At 35.6% G+C, this 21,792-nt stretch carries 11 protein-coding genes and 1 tRNA gene; 7 read left to right on the forward strand and 5 right to left on the reverse strand.

Annotated elements, in window-relative coordinates; all coding sequences use genetic code 11:
• Window positions 1–65: 65 nt before the first annotated feature.
• From N4270_RS01280 to N4270_RS01310, 7 genes are all read left to right on the forward strand, one after another.
• The gene (locus N4270_RS01280; protein WP_260094985.1) at window positions 66–3,608 is read left to right on the forward strand and encodes a T9SS type A sorting domain-containing protein; all 3,543 of its coding nucleotides are present in this window, start codon (window positions 66–68) and stop codon (window positions 3,606–3,608) included.
• A gap of 185 nt (window positions 3,609–3,793) precedes the next feature.
• Window positions 3,794–10,516, forward strand: coding sequence for a T9SS type A sorting domain-containing protein (locus N4270_RS01285; RefSeq protein ID WP_260094986.1), 6,723 nt, complete (start codon window positions 3,794–3,796; stop codon window positions 10,514–10,516).
• 221 nt (window positions 10,517–10,737) lie between these two features.
• Window positions 10,738–13,062 (forward strand): T9SS type A sorting domain-containing protein, encoded by a 2,325-nt coding sequence (locus tag N4270_RS01290; protein WP_260094987.1) that lies wholly within the window; start codon window positions 10,738–10,740, stop codon window positions 13,060–13,062.
• A 79-nt stretch (window positions 13,063–13,141) separates the two neighbouring features.
• Window positions 13,142–13,303 carry a hypothetical protein gene (locus tag N4270_RS01295; RefSeq protein ID WP_260094988.1) on the forward strand — a complete coding sequence of 54 codons (162 nt, stop codon included), beginning with the start codon at window positions 13,142–13,144 and terminating at the stop codon, window positions 13,301–13,303.
• Between the two features lie 13 nt (window positions 13,304–13,316).
• Window positions 13,317–14,450, forward strand: coding sequence for a hypothetical protein (locus N4270_RS01300; RefSeq protein ID WP_260094989.1), 1,134 nt, complete (start codon window positions 13,317–13,319; stop codon window positions 14,448–14,450).
• A gap of 40 nt (window positions 14,451–14,490) precedes the next feature.
• The gene (locus N4270_RS01305) at window positions 14,491–15,546 is read left to right on the forward strand and encodes a nucleotidyltransferase family protein (protein WP_260094990.1); all 1,056 of its coding nucleotides are present in this window, start codon (window positions 14,491–14,493) and stop codon (window positions 15,544–15,546) included.
• A gap of 206 nt (window positions 15,547–15,752) precedes the next feature.
• Complete coding sequence (locus N4270_RS01310) at window positions 15,753–16,337, forward strand: hypothetical protein (protein ID WP_260094991.1); 585 nt, start codon at window positions 15,753–15,755, stop codon at window positions 16,335–16,337.
• A 68-nt stretch (window positions 16,338–16,405) separates the two neighbouring features.
• On the opposite strand, the gene N4270_RS01315 is transcribed toward N4270_RS01310, so the two are convergent.
• The 5 genes from N4270_RS01315 to ftsA form a co-directional block, all read right to left on the reverse strand.
• The gene (locus tag N4270_RS01315) at window positions 16,406–17,293 is read right to left on the reverse strand and encodes a zinc-dependent peptidase (RefSeq protein WP_260094992.1); all 888 of its coding nucleotides are present in this window, start codon (window positions 17,291–17,293) and stop codon (window positions 16,406–16,408) included.
• 404 nt (window positions 17,294–17,697) lie between these two features.
• Window positions 17,698–17,771: transfer RNA gene (locus N4270_RS01320), tRNA-Arg, on the reverse strand.
• 47 nt (window positions 17,772–17,818) lie between these two features.
• Window positions 17,819–18,265: a GatB/YqeY domain-containing protein gene (locus tag N4270_RS01325; RefSeq protein ID WP_260094993.1), complete on the reverse strand. Its 447-nt coding sequence runs from the start codon at window positions 18,263–18,265 to the stop codon at window positions 17,819–17,821.
• 148 nt (window positions 18,266–18,413) lie between these two features.
• A complete protein-coding gene (gene ftsZ / locus N4270_RS01330; RefSeq protein WP_260094994.1) occupies window positions 18,414–20,372 on the reverse strand; it encodes a cell division protein FtsZ in 1,959 nt (652 codons plus the stop codon).
• A gap of 84 nt (window positions 20,373–20,456) precedes the next feature.
• Window positions 20,457–21,791, reverse strand: coding sequence for a cell division protein FtsA (gene ftsA / locus N4270_RS01335; protein ID WP_260094995.1), 1,335 nt, complete (start codon window positions 21,789–21,791; stop codon window positions 20,457–20,459).
• Window position 21,792 lies beyond the last annotated feature (1 nt).

Here is a 21,792-nt window from a genome sequence, read left to right on the forward strand (position 1 = left end):
GTTTACTAACAATCTCAATCATATAACAAACAATTGAGATTTTATAATGACAAATACAAAACGCTATGAAACATTGCTACTTAACAACATTAGCTCTACTTCTTTTTGCTTTTGGCTTCAGCCAATCTACAATCGTTACCGTTGATAGACCCAATATTATTGGTCCTACAGCTACTGGAAATTCACCAGAAATAGCTTCAACAGGACTTTTTAGAGGCTCTGGAGTTTCACTGGCCAGTACAGGAGCTAATTTCACATCGAATCAATGGAATGGTACTTCTCAAGCAGAAGCAGCAACTAACAATGACTATATTGAATGGTCGGTAAGCGCTAGTGCTGATAACAGTATTGAAATTACCGAATTTGATATTCGTACTAGAAGAAATGCTAACGGTCCTACAAATTGGCAAGTATTTTACAGTCTGGATAATTTTACAACTCCAGGAATTGCAGCCATCCCTGTACAGACATCGACTGCCACAGCTTCTAACTTCAATTTTAACGGCTTAAGCATTATCTCAGGTACTGCTAGCACTGTGACTTTTAGGTTGTACGCATGGAATTCGGTTACCAATAATGGATGGTTTAGAATTGCAGCCAGAAATGCCTGGTCAGATTTCGGAATCGCCAGTCCGGGTTTACGAATTATCGGTACCATAACAACAACGACATTAAACAGTACTGAATCAAACATTATCGCTACGGCTTTTGACCCAACAGATAATATTGATTATTCATCCTATAATGCGACCTCTGGTTTAACAACGTCTAATGCCATTAAAATAGGCGAGTTTACAATTCAGGATGGTGGGAATGATTTAACCGACACCGATGTGGTTGCAACACTATTAACCGGATTAAGTTTCGATATTACTAATAGTGAAAACATTGCTGCCTTAGCTTTATTTGATGGTTCGACTAATATTTCTGAAGTAACCTCAATATCAAGCACTGTTGACTTTAGTGGCATTACAGGGCTTTCGGCTCCAGATGAAGGCACAAAAACTTTTGATGTATATGCAACATTCAATTCGGTAGTTACCGATAATGATCAAATCCAACTTACGATCAGTTCGGCATTAGCTGATGCTGTTCTAGGTTCAACGTTCAACGATTTTGATGCTGGTGCTGCTCAAACACCAATTGCAGGAGATGACAACCGTATTGAAGTTACAGCGACTGCATTCGCATTTGACCAACAACCAACCGATACTTATCAATTTGAAATCATGACACCTTTCCCAATTGTTATTGCTATTGATGGAAATGGCAGTCAGGATTTAGATTATAATGGTATAATTTCTGTTGTTGCTGCGGGTTCTTTAGAGCCTTCGCTTATCAATTACACGATGACTAATGGTAGCGCAACATTTGATTCCATTGTCTTTACTGAAAAAGAAACCGTAACAACCTTATTAGCCTTTGGAGGTGGTTTATCACCTGCAGTAAGTGATCCTTTTGATGTCAATGGCCCTTTAATTTGTATTGCTGTTCAGGATTTTGATACTTCAACACCAGAATGGAATTATTCTACAAACGTTGCAACATTTGATAACGGCTGGGGAACCGATGGTTATTATGGCCCTATTGATATTTCAAGCGCTGCACCTTTAGATAATCCAGCATTTTCTAATACTATTTTTGGCGAAAATGATCTCAACGATGAAGGCGACAATGGCACAACGGGTTTTGCTACTTTAACGTTAGACCCTATTGATATTAGCAGCTTCGAAAACGTAAAATTATCATTTGATTGGGATGTTCATGGCTACGTCAACAATAGTGATGATGCCCAATACCGATTAATCTATGACGGCGTTAACCAACCTATTGTTTTTCTGTTAGACGGAAATGGAGCAATAGATACTGATGAAGGAACAGTGTCTATAGATATTCCTGATGCGGTTTCAACTATTGCTTTACAAATTAGAGTTCGAAATAACGGTATTAACGGTTATTCAGGTTTTGATAACTTTAAATTAGTAAGTGTTTTTGATGGCTTACTTTACGTAGACAATGGTTGGTCTCCTAATCCGCCTTCCAACACGACAGGAACCGACAATGCCTATGTATTAGATGGGACTTATAATGTCGCAACAAATATTGAGCTTAATAATTTATATGTCAATACTGATGCTGCTACTTCAATTAGTGCTGGACAATCCATAACTACTAATTCTGGACTTGTCAATAATGGTACTTTTGAATTAAACTCCGTTTCGACCTCCTATTCTAGTTTAATTGTAAACGGATCGGTTGATGGGAATGTGATTTATAAAAGACATGTCAATATAACATCTGACCCTGGAGAAAGTGGTGAAAATGATTTAATATCGGCACCTGTGTATGGTCAAACCTTTGGAGATTTTGCCGCAGCAAACTCTAATATTGTAGAGAATTCTTCTGATATCTCTGTAAAACTATTTGGTCCTTTTAATAAATCTACCGGACTGTATCAAACCTATGACCTGGATATTCCTGCTGATGCCAATGCTGTTTTAGATGTAGCTAATGGTTATAGAGCTGCTTCTACCAATTCAAGCACCTTTAGCTTTGAAGGTTTGGTGGCAAACACAGTAATTTCAAAACCTATAGTTGTTTCTGGTCCTCATTCACCAGAATGGAACCTGATAGGAAACCCATACCCGTCGTATTTAAAACTATCTGATTTTTTAGTTGCTAATAATTCAGAATTTGAACCAATTAGCTCGGGTATATACGGATATGATGGTGATGCTTCTGATGGATGGCAAATATGGAATTTGGCCTATTCGGATGCAAACCCTAATGCAAAAATCACACCTGGACAAGGCTTTTTAGTAGCTTCTAAAGCAGGAGGTGCGACGATTACCTTCTCGCCTGCTATGCGTACTATTGGCACAACAGACGATTTTATTGCTGGAAGAAACGCCAGTCAAAACTTAGCACATTTAAAGCTTCAATTGCACACAACAGACGCGTCTTATAACACCAACATCTATTTTAATGATAATGCGTCATTAGGAATGGATCACGGTTATGATGCCTCGTTATTTAATAACAGTACACCAGAATTTGCACTTTATTCGCACTTAGTTGAAAATAATTCTGGGGTTAACTTAGCTGTCCAATCGGTAAATTATGACGCATTAAACGATGTGATTATTCCGTTAGGTGTTCATGCCAATCAAGGCGAGCAATTAACGTTTAGTATTGCTGAATCTGATATTCAAGAGGGTATTGATATTTATTTGGAAGACACGCAAACCAATACGTTTACCTTATTAACAGCTTCAGAATATGTATTAACTCCAAATACCAACTTATCTGGAACGGGACGTTTTTACTTAAGATTTTCGGGCGAGGCTTTATCAACTTCTGAAAATAGCTTTGAAACGATTCAAATCTACACGACAAAAACACCGAAGACCTTATTTATTAAAGGGACTTTAAGTGCAAACACAACGGCTGAGATTTATGATATTCAAGGCCGACTGATTTTAAATTCTAAATTAGACACTAGTCAGATCAATAATCAAATTGATTTATCTAATGTCACCAAAGGTATTTATGTCGTTAAACTAAATAATGGTATTCAAGAAAAATCTCAGAAGATTATTATTCAATAAGAATACCAACTTCATTTACATTAAAAAAGCACACTTTGAGAAGTGTGCTTTTTTGTTTGTTAAACATTTAATAACACAATGAAATATTGTAATTAGGAAGTTTTAGTATATTTGCAATCCCTTATTCTCAAAGCGTTTAGGGGATTTTTGAGGTTTTAACGATTAACGACACATTTTATCGACATATGAAACATTTTTACGCATTTTTAGCACTTTTATTTATTTCAAATTTTGGTTTTGGACAGACGACTATTTATTCCGAGAACTTTACAGGTCAAAATGGGAAAGGAGCTGTCGGACCAGGACCATCAGTTGATTTAACTGGAGTAGATTGGACTATTGACATTTCTTCATCAGCTTTAACAGCTACAACAGATTGGTTTCAGGTTGTTAATCAAAGATTTGAAGCGAGAGATGTTGATGGAGAATCTATTTGGCTATCTCCTTCTATATCAATCAACGGTTTTACAAACGTTAGTTTATCTTTATTAGCAACTTCGCAAGGAGGTATGGAGCCATCTGATGTACTTATATCTGAATATAGAATTGATGGTGGTAGTTGGACTGTATTTTCAACAAATGGAAGTCTCAACGATGACTTTAATTCAGCTACGGCTACTGAGTCTGGTTTATCTGGAACAACATTAGAAATTAGAGTTAGAATGAATAATGGAGCAGGTTCTGAAATTCATTCAATAGATAATATTATTGTCGAAGGTATAGCTACTGCTTCTGGCCCAAGCAACCCAGATGCCTTTTCAGCAGCAGTAGTATCCTCATCGCAAATCAATTTAAACTATGACGATAATACAGATGGTGACGATGTGGTGATTGTATTTAATACCGATAACAGTTTTGATACACCAACAGGTACACCAATTGAGGGTAATGATTTTGGCGATGATGAAATCTTATTTGTAGGCAACACCTCAGGAACGATAAACCATACCGGATTAACCGAAAACACCACTTATTACTATAGAGCCTATTCTTATGATGGCACCGATTACTCTTTAGGGTTAAGCGCTGATGCTACAACACCTTGTAATGCTATTGTCGTTACCAATGGGAGTCCGTTTCAAGAAGGCTTTGAAGGCGGAACGGTTCCTCCAAGCTGTTGGGCATCTTTTAGAGGTACAAATGGTTTAGGAACTGATCAAGATTGGGAACTTAGTACTACACCAAATTCTGGAATCAATGCTGCTTTTGTGAGATACGAGAATGTAAATGGTGGAAATGCAGAAGACTGGTTAGTAACACCAGCATTAGATCTAAGTACATTGACAAATACAGAATTATCTTTTTTCACTAGAGATGCTGGTTTTGGTGATGATAGCGATTATTCTATTAGAGTTTCTACAACATCACAAACAGATCAAGGGACATTTTCAACAGTGAATTCATATACCGCTTTTGGAAATACTTACATTAATGAAATAGTTGATCTATCTAGTTTTGATGGTCAAACCATTTACATCGCCTTTGTAATGTCTCAAGATAATGGAGATAGTTGGTACCTAGATGATATTGAAGTTAAAGAAGGAACTTCAAAACTATCTGATATCGTTGAAGCAAACTATGACGAACCTAATAATATTGATTATACCTTATTTCCTAACGCAACACCTTTAACAACTAGTAATGCCATTAAAATTGGAGAGTTTACTATTAGAGATGAAGGCGGAGCACCAGATACTGATGGATTAGGAACAACACTTACAGATATTACGTTTACTGTTGATGGATTCGAAAATATAGATGCGCTTGCTTTATTTGACGGACCAGCAAATGTAGGGGAAGTGACTAATGTTACTGCAAGCACAACATTCAATAGTTTAAATTCTGGAAGTGGAATTACAGCTACAACTGGTTCAAGTACTACATTTTGGGTATATGCTACATTTAAAACAACAGTTACTGATAATGATCAAATTCAATTAACAATAAGTTCAGCTACGGCAGATTCAAGTGGTTCAACCTTTGCGACATCAGATGCTGGTGGCGCAACAAATGATCTTACTGAAACAGATGATAATAGAATTGAAGTTACAGCTAGTCAATTAGTGTTTTCTCAACAACCACCTTCTTCAGTTGCAATCAATGCAGCTATGGCTGACGTCATTGTTGAAGCGCAGGATATCAATAATAATGTTGACAGTGATTTTGTTTCTAACATAGATATTACCTCAACAGGTGCATTAAGTGCAAGTCCAGTTTCTGAAACGGCTATAGCAGGTAATGCTACGTTTAGCACGATAACACATACAGCTGCTGATACAAATTTGCAATTAACAGCGACTGACGGTACTTTTCTGGTAACTAGTACTACATTTGATGTTTCTGTTTTACCATCAGTAATTGCCATTCAAGATTTTGAGACAAGCCCACAAACACCTGTATTTAATTACTCAAATACAAATGGAGGGTTTGCCACAGGATCTGGCCCTGTACCTAATGATGATAATTTCGTATCTGGCACCAGAGGATGGGAAGCAAATAATGAGATTTCAACACTTACTTTTGGGCCTATTGATGTTTCGGGCTACACTGATATTGAATTAGATTTTAGACTAGCTGCTTTTGCCACATCTACAAACGGACTTGATGCTGGAGATAACGTTCTTGTAGAAGTTAGTTTAGATAATGGAGCTACATTTTCTGATGAAATTGAGATTAATGGTAATGCAAATGCCAAGTGGTCTTTTGATACTGGTGAGGCTTCTGCAACAGTTGTTTATGATGGTGATAATAGTCAAGCTAGTTTTGCACCTGCTGGAGGAGGAAATAGAACTACTGATGGCTATTCATTTATTTCAGTTACTGATATTACAAATTCAAGTCAATTAGTCATACGAGTAACAATGGCTAATAATAGCAGTAATGAATTTTGGGTTATAGACGATGTAATACTAAGTGGTATTTTACTTCAAACTAATGACAGTGACTCAGAAATTTATGCAGCTACTCCACAAATAAGCAATTCAACAATAATTGCTGCTAACTCAACTACAATTGCAACCGATGCTGAAGTATTTGGTTTCGTTATCGATGACCAAGGTTCTGGTGATGGTTTAGCAACCAACGTAACAAAAATGCGTTTTGTACCTGGCTCAGCCAACACGGCTTTATGGTCGACAGCTATTGAAGGTATTACGCTTTACGATGAAAATTTAGTGGATTATACGCCAACAGTTACTATTTCTGACACTGAAATTATACTAGATTTTGGTACGCCTATTTCTATTACGGACGGTGGTTCATTGGAGTTTGTATTAGGGTTCTACTTAAAAACTACAGGTATTGTCGATAATAGTATTGTTCAATTTCAAGTCGATGATTCTGCCAATGGATTTACAGCTGATACTTCAGGTTCTGGTTTTATTGACCCATTGACTTCAGGAACCTTCACTGGTCCAGAAACGACAATTAATGTTGTGGCTAGTGATCTCGTATTTAGTCAACAACCTTCAAATACTGAAATCAATATAGCTATTGATCCTGCAGTAATTGTTAATGCTGTTGATACTAATGGCAATCTAGATTTAGACTATACAGACCCTATTGACTTAACTATAACTACGCTCACCTTTGCTGGGAGCGCAACAACATCTGTAAACGCCATCAACGGTAGTTCTACGTTTGATAATTTATTAATAAATTCAACAGGAGTTGGCAACTTAACTGCTAGTTCAACTGGGTTGAATGACAGCCCGTTAAGTGATCCATTTGGTGTGGCTCCAAACCGCTCTAACATTTGGTGTGAAACTTTTACGGATAACTCTTTATACAATGTGACTCTTGGAGGTGAAGGAAAAGGTCCTGATACAATTGAAACCGATTATTTCCATATCACTGACGGTTCAGATATTGACATAGCTTATAATGGAAATAATGGAAACTTTTTCGCTGCTCAGGATATTGATGATGGATCATGGACTGGAAGTGCTAACCCAAGTCAGTTAACATGGACTGGTATTAACATTGAAGGTTATAGTGGCATACGCTTTTCAGGAAAATTTGCTTCTGCTGCTCTAAGCTCAATCGATCCTGCTGATGAAGTTTTAGTTGAATACCGAACAAATGGAACGGATCCATGGGTAAGTTTTTTAGCTTTTAAAAACAACGGCATTGATAATAATACTTTTTTCCAAGAAGACACAGATTTTGATGACATAGGAGATGGAATACAGTTAACTGATACATTTCAAACATTCAATAAATTATTATTGACAACGGCTTCAGATACAACAATTGATTTGAGATTAACTGTAAGAGTGAATTCTGGAGAAGAGGATGTCGCTTTTGAAGACTTCAAAATAGAAGGTATTGGAGGAACATATCCAGGGAATGCTGCTACAGGTTTTGATGGCCCATTAGGCACTGGGAGTTTTGAAATTGATGCTAGCTCTGGCTCTACAATAAATTTCATCTATAATAGAGGTGTAGGTGGTACTCTTGGATTATTTGAAAACCACATCGTAGTATATATAGATAGTAAAGCAGGTGGAATTACTTCAACTACCAACTTAATTGATGCAGATGACGATGGAAGAAAAGCTATCTCTGGATTTGATGGTAATCTTTTAAGATCTGTTGTCAATTTTCCTCCAGGTTTTGAACCTGATTATGCGATATCACTTCATAAAGATTTTGCAGGCTTATTTGAAATAATTGAAAATGGGTCTCACAACTTTATACAAAGTGCAAACTTAAGCCCTTTAGGAAGTAATAACAATGCTAATTATACCTTTAATATCGACTTTTCTAGTATTAATGCATTAGCAGGAGGTGAAAGCTTTAAGTTTTTAGCTACATATATTAATGCTGCTGGAGCATTTAGATCTAATGAATCTATAGGTGATAACACTGCCACAGGCAATCCTGGTACAAATCCAATTGAATTCACAACCTATTATCAAGCATCTAGCAGAAAGAAAGGTGGATTAGCACCATCTACAGCTAATGGATTATGGACAACAAGTGAAACTTGGGTTAATGGTAATGCGCCTTTAGATGGTGATGAAATTATAATCAACAATACGGTTAACCTTAACACAGATTACACCACAAATAACATAGAAATTACTGCTACAGGAATTTTCACTGTTAATACGGCTTCTGATTTTGAAATCACTGGAGGTGTTGTTGGTAGTGGACTATTTAATGTGAATGGTGATTTAATTATTTCTGAAGGTGGATTCACAAACATAGTACCAACATATACAACAGGTTCTAGTTTAACTTATAATAATATTCTTGCAACATATAATAGATTTAACGAATGGCAACCTGGAACAACAGTTGGATTAGGTGTGCCAGACAATGTTATTATTGATAACTCTGATTTAGATCTTAGCAATCCTAGTGCAAATACAACTGTTGAAAATTTCGCTGTTGGTAATAATGTATCTGTCTTCAATGGCGGAAACCTAAATATTGACCCAACAAAATCATTAACTGTAAATGGTGATTTCGCTAATGTGATTTCAACAGTTAATATGAATTCAAATTCTCAGAAATATTCTAGTTTAATAGTTGGTGGCACTTCTATTGGTGAGGTAACGTATAAACGTCACGTTAATACATTTAATAACACTACTGGAACTACTACTGGTCAAAATGATTTAATATCAGCCCCAGTTACCAATAGTAGTCAAACATTTTTAGCTTTTAGAACAGTAAACACTAATATTCCTACAGGAACAATTGGTGGTGTTCCATCATTTTTATTCGGTCCTTTTGATAATGACGCTAACGCTTATATTAACTATAATGCATCTAATGATAGTGATGTTTTAACTGCTGGAGTTGGATACCGCTCTGCTTCTACTAATACTTCAACATTTACATTTGTTGGAAATGTCGAAACTAATAGTGTTACAGCTGGTATTGATGTTGGTGCGTTAAGCCAATGGAATCTTATTGGTAACCCTTATCCATCTTACATCTCAATGTTAGAGTTTTTAACAGAAAACGATGGCGCTTTTAACAGTTCATCTTCTGGAATTTATGGATATGATGGTGATGCTACTGACGGATTTGTTGTTCGTAATTTAGGATATTTTGTGTTAAACCCTGATGAGCTTATAGCACCAGGACAAGGGTTTTTAGTAGCCTCTGTTAATCCTTCAGCTACAGTTAATTTTACACCAGCTATGAGAATGACTGGTTCTTCTGATGATTTTGTTATGGGTAGACAAGGTATTTCTGAAAATGCCTTTATCACTTTAGAAATAAGTAAAGACGATGTAATGTATATGACAGATTTGTATTTCTTAACAGAAAATGTATCTCTAGGGCTTGATCCAGGATATGATACTAGTGTATTTGGAAACGTAGCTCCTGATGATTTTGCAATTTTCTCTCATCTTATTGAAAGCAATGAAGGGATTGACATGGCAATTCAATCATTACCTTCATCTAGTTTATCTAGTGTAATTGTTCCTTTAGGTGTTAATGTAAATAATGGCGAGCAATTTACTATCAGTATCAAAGCGTCGAGTTTACCTGAAAGTGTTGATGTATATTTAGAAGATACTGTAAACAATACACTTACGCTACTAAACAATAGTGACTATGTGTATACAGCAACTACTGATATTAAAGACACTGGGAGATACTTTTTAAGATTTACTGAAAACTCATTATCAACTCAAGAAAACAGTTTTGATAACTTAAACATCTACAATTCGAAAACAACAAAAGAAATTGTAATTAATGGACAATTATTAGAGAACACTATATGTAACATCTATGATATTCAAGGTAGAATTATATTCTCTACTACTGATTTAGATTACACCTCTCTAGAAAACAGAATTGACGTTTCAACCGTCAGTACTGGTATTTATATTGTGAAAATACAAAGTAATAATCTTGAGAAAACTCAAAAACTGGTTATAGAATAATACTAAATAACCAACCGTATATTAAAGACATATAGCCCTTGTACTATATGTCTTTTTTTTGCTTAAAGGTTGTTAACAAAAGTAAATATGTGACCATTTAATCCAATTATGATCTAATCTATAAATACTTATCAACACGAAAACGTTTTCGCTTTTTTTGTAAGTTCAAACTACTCTATATTTACATATCTTACTTTAAATGAGTTAGAAAAAACCACACTATGATGAAACATTACTTGACCTTAAAAACGAATGCGCTTTTAATACTAGCCTTGTTAATCTCACTTCCAGTTATTGGGCAAAATACACCCAAAACTGTTAGTATGAGTGCTTCAGAAAATAACAGTACCGCATTTTCTGCAGAAGGAACCATCGCAACATCAATTACGACATTTTATACACATTGGGATGCTAATTATTTATACATTGGCTGGTCTGAAGGTCGCACAAACTACTCCTCAGACATGTATTATGTCGCCATAGATACCGATCCAAACACAGCTTCAGGAACAAGTAATGCTATAGAAGGCGTGGGATTTGCTACGGGAAACAACTTACCCGATTATTATGCGGTATTTGAAAATAATTCTTCATTCTATGGCCTACCAGCAGGTAATGGAAATGCTATCGAATTTTATAACGGAACTTCAGGTACTTGGAACTTTGTTAGCAGAATTGATGGTAATGATACGGTAGAATCTAAAATAGATTTTCAGGATTCCCCTAACGGTGAAGTAAGAATCCGAATTTCATGGGCTGCTTTAGACTTTACTCCTGGTGATGATAAACCTATTGGGTTAACCTATTGGACCAACAATTCGAGTGGGAATTTTATGTGGTCTCGATTTCCAAATGCAAACCCGAGCACAGGAGCGACTTCAAAAACATTGACCCATCAAATTATATTCAATTCGACTGGTGCAGGTGTTAATCCTTCAACAGCATTCTATGAAAATGCTTTGTCAGAACACACAAAATACACTTCGGTTGCCGATGGAAACTGGAATACAACCAATAGCTGGTTATATGGAGGTATTCCTTTAAATGGTGGAGATATTACAGTAAATCACGATTTAACTTTAGATACTGATGCTTCTATTAATAATGCAACCGTAAATCCTGGCACAAGCTTAACCGTAAATACAAGTCAGACCTTAACAGTTGAAGATGAATTTGTATTAGAATCTGTTTCAAACAACTATTCAAGCTTAATCGTTGATGGTACCATTACCGGAAACGTTGTTTATAACCGTTACGTCAATAATAATGCGTTAAGTGGTGGTAACGATTTAATAAGTGCACCGCTTTCTAGTCAAGCCTTTAACACGTTTATAGGTAACAATAGTAATATATTAGCCGAACCAGATCCTGGTACTAGAATTCTCTTCGGAAGTTTTGACAGAGATGATAATGCTTACGAATTATGGGATGAAACAGATACAACACCACTTGAAGCCGGAAAAGGATATCGCACTGGAATAGATGATTCAGCCGCTAGTAATCTTGTTAGATTTGAAGGAACTGTTAGTACATTAACAGAGAGTATTGCAGTAAACACAGGAGCCATTAGCAAATGGAATTTAATTGGAAACCCATTTCCTTCTTACTTAAACGCACAAGCCTTTTTAACTCATAATGCAGCATTATTAGATCCAAGCGCGACCGCTATTTATGGATATAATGATAATACAGATATGGCTGCTGCAGGTATTTACACCATTATCAATAACCTCTCACCAAGCTATAATTTAGCACCCGGACAAGGTTTCTTTGTTGCTTCAAGTGCAGTAGGCGGTACGGCAGAATTCTTACCTACAATGCGCAATACCAATGGAACCGATGATTTTATTCTCGGACGTGAAAGCAATGCAATTACAAATTTAAAATTAGTGCTAAGCAGTGCTTCAGATGATTTTTTAACCGATATTTATTTCACTGAATTTACAACCCAAGGTCTAGACCCTGGTTATGATGCCTCTCTTTTTGGCGGTAACATTCCTGCATTTGCACTCTATTCGCATTTAGTAATGGATAATTCGGGAGTTCCATTTGCAATTCAAGCGCTAGCAGAATTAGACTATAATGATGTTACTGTTCCGTTAGGGGTTAGTGCTGGTGCTGGTGTACAATTAACCTTTACCATCGATTCGTCAACTTTACCAAGTACTGTAGAAGTATTTCTCGATGATACTGTTGAAAGCACATCAACGTTATTAACGAACTCTGATTATATTTTCACAACGACGTCGGCTTTATCTGGTACTGGACGCTTCTTTTTAAGATTTAAAGACAACGCGTTAAACGTACAGGAAAATGATTTTGACACGTTAAACATTGTGAGTTCTAAAGACACCAAAGAAATTATCATCAATGGGCAACTTAAACAAAATACGCCTCTTGAATTATTCGATGTACAAGGACGTTTAGTTTTAACTACACCCTTACAAAGTTCACATTTAGAAAACCGAGTTGATGTTTCTAACGTAAATAGTGGTATATACATCATAAAATTGAAAAATTATTCTCGAAAAGTCATTATATATTAAGCCTTGTTTAAATTATAGCTAATTAAACACTATAATTATAATATTTTATTTATTTTTGACCTCTATTTATAACATTGTAATGAAAAGAAATAGTCCTCAAGATCAAATTACACGTAAGGATGCCATCAAGAAAATGGGAAAGTACGCTGCACTAACTGCTGTAGGTACATTTCTAATTCTTAATCCTAAAAAGGCACATGCCTCTTCTCCCCCAGATCCGGGAGGAAATCCTTTTGACTAATTTATAATCTATTTTGAAAACGGATTTAGCTCCGAAGTATACGCTTAAGATTGATGCGACCTCTATTTTATGGTTTCAAAAGTCTAATAGGTATATTGTTGTTTCTGAAAGTATTTATACTTTAATCAGCTTGTACTTGGAAGTTACTAGTAAAGCCGACTTTATAAATGAACTACAAGATGTTTTGCAGATTGATAATTCTGAATGCGAAACTATATATACGGAAATCTCCAACTTTTTAATAGATGCAAACAAGTCCTATGAAGACGATGCTGAAGCCACCGTTTTGCAAAGCATTCCTAAGATTACGAGAGCGCAGACATATGATTTTGGCGGAAAAGTTATTCGGATAAATTTTCAATCTGAAATCATCGAAAGCCTGATTCATCCACAAATAGAACATCATTTAACAGATCACAGCAAGCATTTTGATATTGAATTTGATGTTTTTAAAAGATCTGACACTCTGTACTTATTCAAAAATAAAAGTTTTGTTTGCAGTTTTAAAACTGAAGCCTTTCACTTACTGCAAGGACGCTTTGCTCTAGAACTCACCAATGCGATTCACAATACAGACCCTCATAAATGGGTAGCAACGTTTCATGCTTCGACGATCACCAATACTTCGGAAGCCATTATGATTATTGGTGATTCCGGAAATGGCAAAAGCACATTATCTGCACTATTGATGGCCAATGGCTTTGAACTTTTAGCAGATGATTTCTCTCCATTTTATGAGACTAAAAACGTCTTCAGATATCCCGCTGCAATTTCAATTAAAAAAGGTGCTTTTGAAATTTTAGAACCTCATTTCAGAGGGTTTAACAAACTCAAAACCCATATGAATGGTCCGAAAAAAGTAAATCTAAAATATTTACCTCCAAAATCCAATTTCAATAGTTCGCCATCAAATTTTCCTTGTCAGACAATTGTAAGTGTGAAATATGACCAGACTAAGGCCTCTGAATTGAAGCAAGTTTCCGTAGAAAAGATAGTATCTACCTTAATTCCTGATTCCTGGATTTCACCTAACGAAACTCATGCACATCTGTTCTTAAACTGGCTAAAACACGTCAAATGCTACGAACTTAATTATAGTGATTCAGCTTTTGCCCTATCCAAATTTAAGACACTGTTTGACGAATAGAGAATTGTTTGCTTACATTTGAAATGCTAAATCGTTAAGAGTGTCTTCAAAACAAAACACATACCAACAAACTCTGGAATTAATCGCTGCCATTTTAAGCTTTGAGACCTCAAATGAACTCTTAAGCCAACGACTAGAATCTAATAATATTGACTGGGAGCAGTTTGTTAAGCTATCGAGCGAGCAATTAGTAATGACTACATGCTATTGTAGGTTAGCACAAAAACAGGCATTGGATGCTATTCCAGAAGATTTAAAGTTGTATCTCGAAGAGGTGACTTCAATTAACCGACAAAGAAATCTTAAATTAATTGATGAGATTAAAGTAATCACCCAAACATTTAACACTAACAACATCGATTATGTGCTTCTTAAAGGTGCTGCCCTATTGATGGGAAATTCGTTTCAGGATATTGGTGAACGCATGGTTGGTGATGTCGATATTTTAGTATCGTCTAAACATATTAATAAGGCGTTTCAACTTATTAGCACCATAGGATATGATCAATCTAAAGATTTCAACTATACCATTAATGACTTTAGGCATTTACCCAGACAGTTTACAGACGATAAACTCGCCGTTATTGAATTACATAGTTCAGTACTCGACCCAAAATTTAAACATCTCTTAGATGATGACGCTGTTTTAAATACTAAAATAGCACAACATAATGTTTTTATTCCAACACCTTATTATGCTAACCTGATAAATATCATGGGTTTGCAAGTAAACTCTAAAGGTTATCAGTACCGACATTGGTTTTTACGGAATATGTATGACAGCTTAGTACTGAAATTGGATTCCCAAACCGATTTGCTTCTTGACTATAAGGATAATTTATACGTTATAGATTACCTATCAAAATGTCAAGCCATTTTTTCATCTGTTACTTTTGAGCCTGAAAACCAAAACGTGAAACGCAAAACCAAATACTACACCTTTAAACTGAAGCATTTTTGGTGGCATCAACTACTGTATAAATCAAAATATATTTTTTATAGTATTTATGACCGAATTCGTTTATTTATTAAAAATTCTAGTTACAGAAAACTCCTTTATAGGCATTTGTTTAACAAATCAACCTCGTGTTTTTAAGCCTGCATCTATGATTATCTGGAAATTTCTTGGCTTGTAGTACCAGAATTTGTTTTATTGACAATCTAAAACAGCATTAATTGATTGATATTTATTTGATACGCCAATTTATTATGAAAAAACAGATGGTCTTTACCTAAAAAATTATAACTTTGGCATCTGTTTTAAAGCCGTTATTTACAATGGTTATTTTAAAATATTTTAATATGAAAAAAATAGTATTGTTTTTATTATTGATTGTAGTCATTAGTTATGACTGTAGTTCTCAATCGTTAACAAAGAGCCAACTAAGAGGTGAAGATTCTTGGGTACTTAGTGTAGGCGTGAATGCCATAGGAAGTTTAGGTACTAGAAATCCTGTTAAAGATTTAGGTGATTTCCAATTTAAGCGTCCGTTTGCATTGGCTATCCAACACAGATGGTCTAGAATCTTTTCTATTGAACAAGATTTTACAATGAATAGATTTACAGAAAACACCATAATTGATGGTAATCCTGTTCCTGAAGATTATAACTACTACTCTACAAACACTTATCTTAAGTATTATATATCTGATGACTTATTTAGAACTGCAACATGGTTTGATGTCTTTGTTGGTGGTGGACTAGGTGTATTTACTATTGATGAATTTAACACCTCTGCAAATGCAGTTATTGGAGGAACATTCTGGGTGAATCAAGATATTGGAATAAGGCTTCAAGGTGTCGGTAAATTTGCATTTAACCATAAAGACAATTTGTTTGATAACAACCACTTGCAATACATGATTCAAGGCGTATTTAGGTTCTAAACAAATAAAAATATCCTAATTAAAAAGTCCATATACATCTAGTATTTGGGCTTTTTTTATTTAAAAAACTAGTAGCCTGTAAAATTAAAACCTAACATCGTTTTGACTTTCCCATATATACCTGGAAACTGATTTTTAAAAGGCTCAGGAGATTCGATAAACGTTTCTATGATAACCGATAAAAATTCAAACTGGTTGGTAAACGCATAATCCCTCAAAAACTTTGAGGCAATAAGTTTTGATTTAAGTTCGGCATTAGCATCGAGCATATTACTAAGTTCAACATAAGCATCTAAAAATATAGCAGCACTTGTGCTATGACGCCTTGCACTCATATAATAAAAGTGTATAGCATGTGTAAACTCATGTATGGCCAAATTTATATTATCATCTTCGATAGCATAACCATATAATACATCTTTCCATGAAAACACAAGGGCCTTTAAACCTAAATTAAACTCTCCTTTATGGTAAGCTTTATTAGTTTGTGAGTAAAATTCTTCAGGATATAATATAATACGTTCTACCGATTTAATGTTGTAATCTCTTAAACCAAAGGTCAATTTAATGAGTGTCGCAGCGATGAGCATTTTCATCTCCTCAGTAATTTTAATATCCTTACCAATAAACTCCGTTTTTCTTACAAATTGACTAACCCTATGCTCAAAATAAGCTTTCTGTTTTAAAGGTAGTCTTCTGTAGAACTTAAAATTTCTATTCAGAATTGATTTTTGATCTTTAGATAATTTTCGTTTTCTGAAATAAATATGATTAAAAAATAGGCGCTTATTGATGTATTCGACATAAGCCATTTCAAAGAAATTAAAAATTCTACCTGCAAAAAACAACAAGGCTAGTACAACAGCAACTACTATGAAATAATCAGCTATTATTTTTTCGTCTTCCGAAAGCTTATTATACTGAATACATAAAACAACATTGAAAAGTAGATTCATTAATGGGTTGGCTGTGTTTTCCTTTTTCTATTCTAAAACCTTAGAAGGCTCTATTTTCAGAAATTAAATTCTTTATTAGAATGTAAAGTTACGCATTGTATTAGAATTAACGTCAAACCACAAAGTTATGCTTCTTACATAAAATTGAATCAAGCTTATAGCATTTCACTAACGAATGCAATGAGGATGGACTTGCTTCGCTCGTCTTTCCTCAAAGCGCCGCTTTGAAAATAAAAAACCTAAGCTTATAAATTCATGCAAGCTTATAGCGTGCTCATTAATAAATGCAGTTTGGATTGACTCACTTCGCTCGTCTTTCCTCAAAGCTCCGCTTTGAAAATAAAAAACCTAAGCTTATAAATTCAAGCAAGCTTGATTTAACACTTAGGTTTTTTATTTATTCGTGACCTCGAGAGGATTCGAACCTCCAACCCTCAGAGCCGAAATCTGATATTCTATCCAGTTGAACTACGAGGCCAAAATTTCCTACAAAAGATAGGAGAGTATTTTAATTTTTGATTATAATTATGATAATTTTGCTTTGACTATAGCCGAAATAGCCTTACCGTCGGCTTGTCCAGCCAGTTCTTTACTTACAATTCCCATGACTTTTCCCATATCTTTCATTCCTTCAGCTCCAATTTGATCTATCGTCATTACCACTACCTTTTCAATCTCTTCTTCGCTTAATGCTTCTGGTAAAAACTGACTAATCACTTCAGCCTGATCAATTTCAGGTAATGCTAAATCTTTTCGATCTTGTTCTAAATAAATCGCAGCACTATCTTTACGTTGCTTTACTAACTTAGACAAAATCTTGATCTCTTGTTCTTCGGTTAAATCGCCTCCTTCTCCTGAAGTTTGTGCAAGCAACAACTCCGATTTAATAGCTCTCAATGCCGCTAAAGCCACTTGATCTTTCTCTTTCATCGCTGCCTTCATAGCAGTCATGACATCATTTTGTAAACTCATAATACATGATTTTATTGAAATGCGAAGATATGAAAAACTTACTGGTTTTTATGGATCTTCAAAACACTAAAAAATATAAAAAAACCCGAAAAATCTGTTACAACTTTTCGGGTTTGACAAAGTGTGAAACACTAAACTAAATTTGCTATTAATCTACGTTGTCGTGTAAAAATGAATTATTACTTCTTAACTGAACGTCATCGTTCTCATCTGTAGAAACGGATGTTCTAGAAGCGTTGGTTTCTGATGAATGCTGTGCATCCTCTAAATTCACACCTTGTCTTTTGTATGCAGGTTCTTTTTCAATTTCATCTATTTTTGCCGTATTAAACTTGTAATTGAAATCTTTCATTTTACGGCGTCTTTCATCGGCTCTTTCTTTTAGCAATTCTGAAATCGGACTGTTCATTGGGTCAATCTCTTCTCCAATTGCCGCTTCATTGACTTCAGATTCAATGACTTTTTTCTCAAATACAACTTCGTCTTCAACTTCGGGCTGAGGCTTCGTTTTGGTTTCCTGCTCATTCATCGCTGATTCATAGGTCATGAAATCATCTAAAGCATATCGCTTTTCGCCTTCTTCATTCGCTTCAGTAACAGGAATTATTTCAACATGCTCTTTCACTTCAAAGTCTTTAACTTCTTCGTCTAAAGAAAAAATAGTCTTCTCTTCTTCTACTTGATTTTCAGGCGTTACTTCATCTTCCGAAGCACCAAAAGACAATGGCAAATCGAAGGTGAGCGTAATTTGTTCTTCTTCAACTTCTTGAATGCTCTCTTCTTTTACTTCTTGAACTGGCGTAATAATAAAGTCGTCGTCTTGAGTTTCTTCAGCTTTATGATCTAAAACTTCGTCATAAACCACATTGATGTTTCTTATAATATCAGTTGTTGTGATCAATTCGGTTTCTAAAGCTTCATTAGACACTTCGTCTAAATCGTCTTCATCATCCATTAAAGTATGAACCACAACTTCAGGAGCTTTATCTTCTTCCTTTTCAAGAATAATATCTGGCGTTATAATTGCCGGCTCACTTTCTTTAACATGCACGTCATCATTTCTATCATCTTCTAAAGCGTGAACCACTTTCTTTTGTTCGGTGTTTGAAATTTCATGCTGTTGATCTAAATCAAAACCCGTAGCAATAATAGTTACAGAGATTGACTCTTGCAGTGATTCGTCTTCACCAACACCCATAATAATATTGGCACCATGACCAGCTTCGGTTTGGATATGATCATTGATTTCTCCAATTTCATCAATAGTAATTTCCTGAGAACCCGAAACGATAAGCAACAGTACGTTTTTAGCTCCAGTAATTTTATTATCATTTAACAGCGGTGAATCTAAAGCTTTCATAATTGCCTCTTGTGCTCTGGTTTTACCCGAAGCGGTTGACGACCCCATAATGGCAGTACCACTATTACTCAATACGGTTTTAGCATCACGCAAATCGATGTTTTGCGTATAGTGATGTGTGATGACTTCTGCGATTCCTCGAGATGCTGTAGATAAAACTTCATCTGCTTTTGAGAAACCTGCTTTAAAACCAAGGTTTCCGTAGACTTCACGTAGTTTATTATTGTTGATAACCACCAAAGAATCTACATGAGAACGAAGCGTTTCAATCCCTTTTAAGGCTTGTTCGTTTCTTGTTTTTCCTTCAAATTGGAATGGCATCGTCACAATACCTACTGTTAAAATATCTAATTCTTTAGCAAGTTTAGCGATGATTGGCGCAGCACCTGTTCCGGTACCACCACCCATTCCCGCAGTGATAAATACCATTTTTGTATTGGTATCTAACATACGACGTAAATCTTCTAAACTCTCTACGGCAGCCTGCTCTCCTACTTCAGGATTTGCTCCGGCTCCTAAACCTTCGGTTAAATTAACTCCTAACTGGATTTTGTTTGGGACACCACTGTTTTGCAGTGCTTGGGCATCTGTATTACAAATCACAAAATCAACACCTTTAATCCCTTGTAAAAACATGTGATTAATTGCGTTGCTTCCACCACCTCCAACTCCAATAACCTTGATGACGTTGGATTGGTTTTTTGGTAAATCGAATGCAATGTTGCCTAACTCATTGTTGTTGCTCATAAAATTACTTTTATACTCTATTTAAACTATATTTTCCCCAAATATCTCCGATAGTCCTACCCAATCGAAGCTATTCTAATGTATTTATTCGGCGTTATCTAAAAAATCTTTAACGCGTTCTGTTAACTTATCTAAAAAGGACTTACGTTCCTTTTTTGGTGGCTCAATCACCTCTTCCTCTTGCACAGGAGCATCTTCGGCATGATCGGCTATCACGTGCTCCATTTCTTCAACTTCTTTTTCTACACGTTTACGTTCTTGACGCTTTAATCCGTCCATAACCAATCCCACTGCTGTGGCAAACAACGGACTCGCAATATCATCGTCACTATCGCCAGCGAGGTGCTCATTGGGATACCCAATTCTGGTATCCATCCCAGTGATATATTCAACCAATTGCTTTAAATGTTTTAACTGGCTTCCTCCACCTGTAAGTACAATTCCGGCAATTAATTTCTTCTTCTGTTCTTCGTGCCCATAATTTTTAATCTCTACATAGACCTGCTCTATAATTTCAACGACACGCGCATGGATAATTTTAGACAGGTTTTTTAAAGTGATTTCTTTAGGCTCACGACCACGTAATCCAGGAATGGACACTATTTCGTTGTCTTTATTCTCTCCTGGCCATGCAGATCCAAACTTTATTTTTAATAATTCTGCTTGCTTTTCGATAATAGAACAGCCTTCCTTGATATCTTCAGTTACCACGTTTCCTCCAAAAGGAATCACGGCTGTATGACGAATGATGCCGTCTTTAAACACCGCCAAATCGGTTGTTCCTCCTCCTATATCAATAAGTGCAACTCCTGCTTCTTTTTCTTCCTGACTCAGTACCGCATTTGCAGATGCTAAAGGCTCCAAGGTGATCCCTTCAAGTTCTAAACCCGAACTTTTTACACAGCGCCCGATGTTTCTAATCGAAGACACCTGACCTACAACAACGTGAAAATTAGCTTCTAGTCGTCCACCATACATTCCGATAGGCTCTTTAATTTCGGCTTGCCCATCAATTTTGTATTCTTGTGGCAACACATGAATAATTTCTTCACCTGGAAGCATTACTAACTTGTGAACCTGATTAATTAAACGGTCAATATCTTCATCATCAATAACCACTTCAGAATTAGCTCTAGTGATATAATCGCTATGTTGTAAACTACGGATATGCTGACCAGCGATACCCACAGTAACCTCTTCTATTTTTAAACCAGCTTCGGCTTCGGCTTCTTGAACCGCTTGCTGAATGGATTGAATCGTTTGGGTAATATTATTGACTACACCTCTATGAACTCCTAAACTTTTGGATTTTCCAATCCCTAAAATTTCGGCTTTGCCATATTCGTTTTTACGACCAATCATGGCCACAATTTTTGTGGTTCCGATATCGAGTCCTACTGAAATTTTATTATTCTCCATC

Origin of the sequence: Psychroserpens sp. SPM9, from assembly GCF_025153525.1 — a bacterium.
Taxonomy (GTDB): domain Bacteria; phylum Bacteroidota; class Bacteroidia; order Flavobacteriales; family Flavobacteriaceae; genus Psychroserpens.

Bases quoted from the DNA above. Each gene is read 5' to 3' on its own strand.
- N4270_RS01280 (WP_260094985.1), top strand. From the start codon at position 66: ATGAAACATTGCTACTTAACAACATTAGCTCTACTTCTTTTTGCTTTT.
- N4270_RS01285 (WP_260094986.1), top strand. From the start codon at position 3,794: ATGAAACATTTTTACGCATTTTTAGCACTTTTATTTATTTCAAATTTT.
- N4270_RS01290 (WP_260094987.1), top strand. From the start codon at position 10,738: ATGATGAAACATTACTTGACCTTAAAAACGAATGCGCTTTTAATACTA.
- N4270_RS01295 (WP_260094988.1), top strand. From the start codon at position 13,142: ATGAAAAGAAATAGTCCTCAAGATCAAATTACACGTAAGGATGCCATC.
- N4270_RS01310 (WP_260094991.1), top strand. From the start codon at position 15,753: ATGAAAAAAATAGTATTGTTTTTATTATTGATTGTAGTCATTAGTTAT.
- N4270_RS01315 (WP_260094992.1), bottom strand. From the start codon at position 17,293: ATGAATCTACTTTTCAATGTTGTTTTATGTATTCAGTATAATAAGCTT.
- N4270_RS01325 (WP_260094993.1), bottom strand. From the start codon at position 18,265: ATGAGTTTACAAAATGATGTCATGACTGCTATGAAGGCAGCGATGAAA.
- ftsZ (WP_260094994.1), bottom strand. From the start codon at position 20,372: ATGAGCAACAACAATGAGTTAGGCAACATTGCATTCGATTTACCAAAA.
- ftsA (WP_260094995.1), bottom strand. From the start codon at position 21,791: ATGGAGAATAATAAAATTTCAGTAGGACTCGATATCGGAACCACAAAA.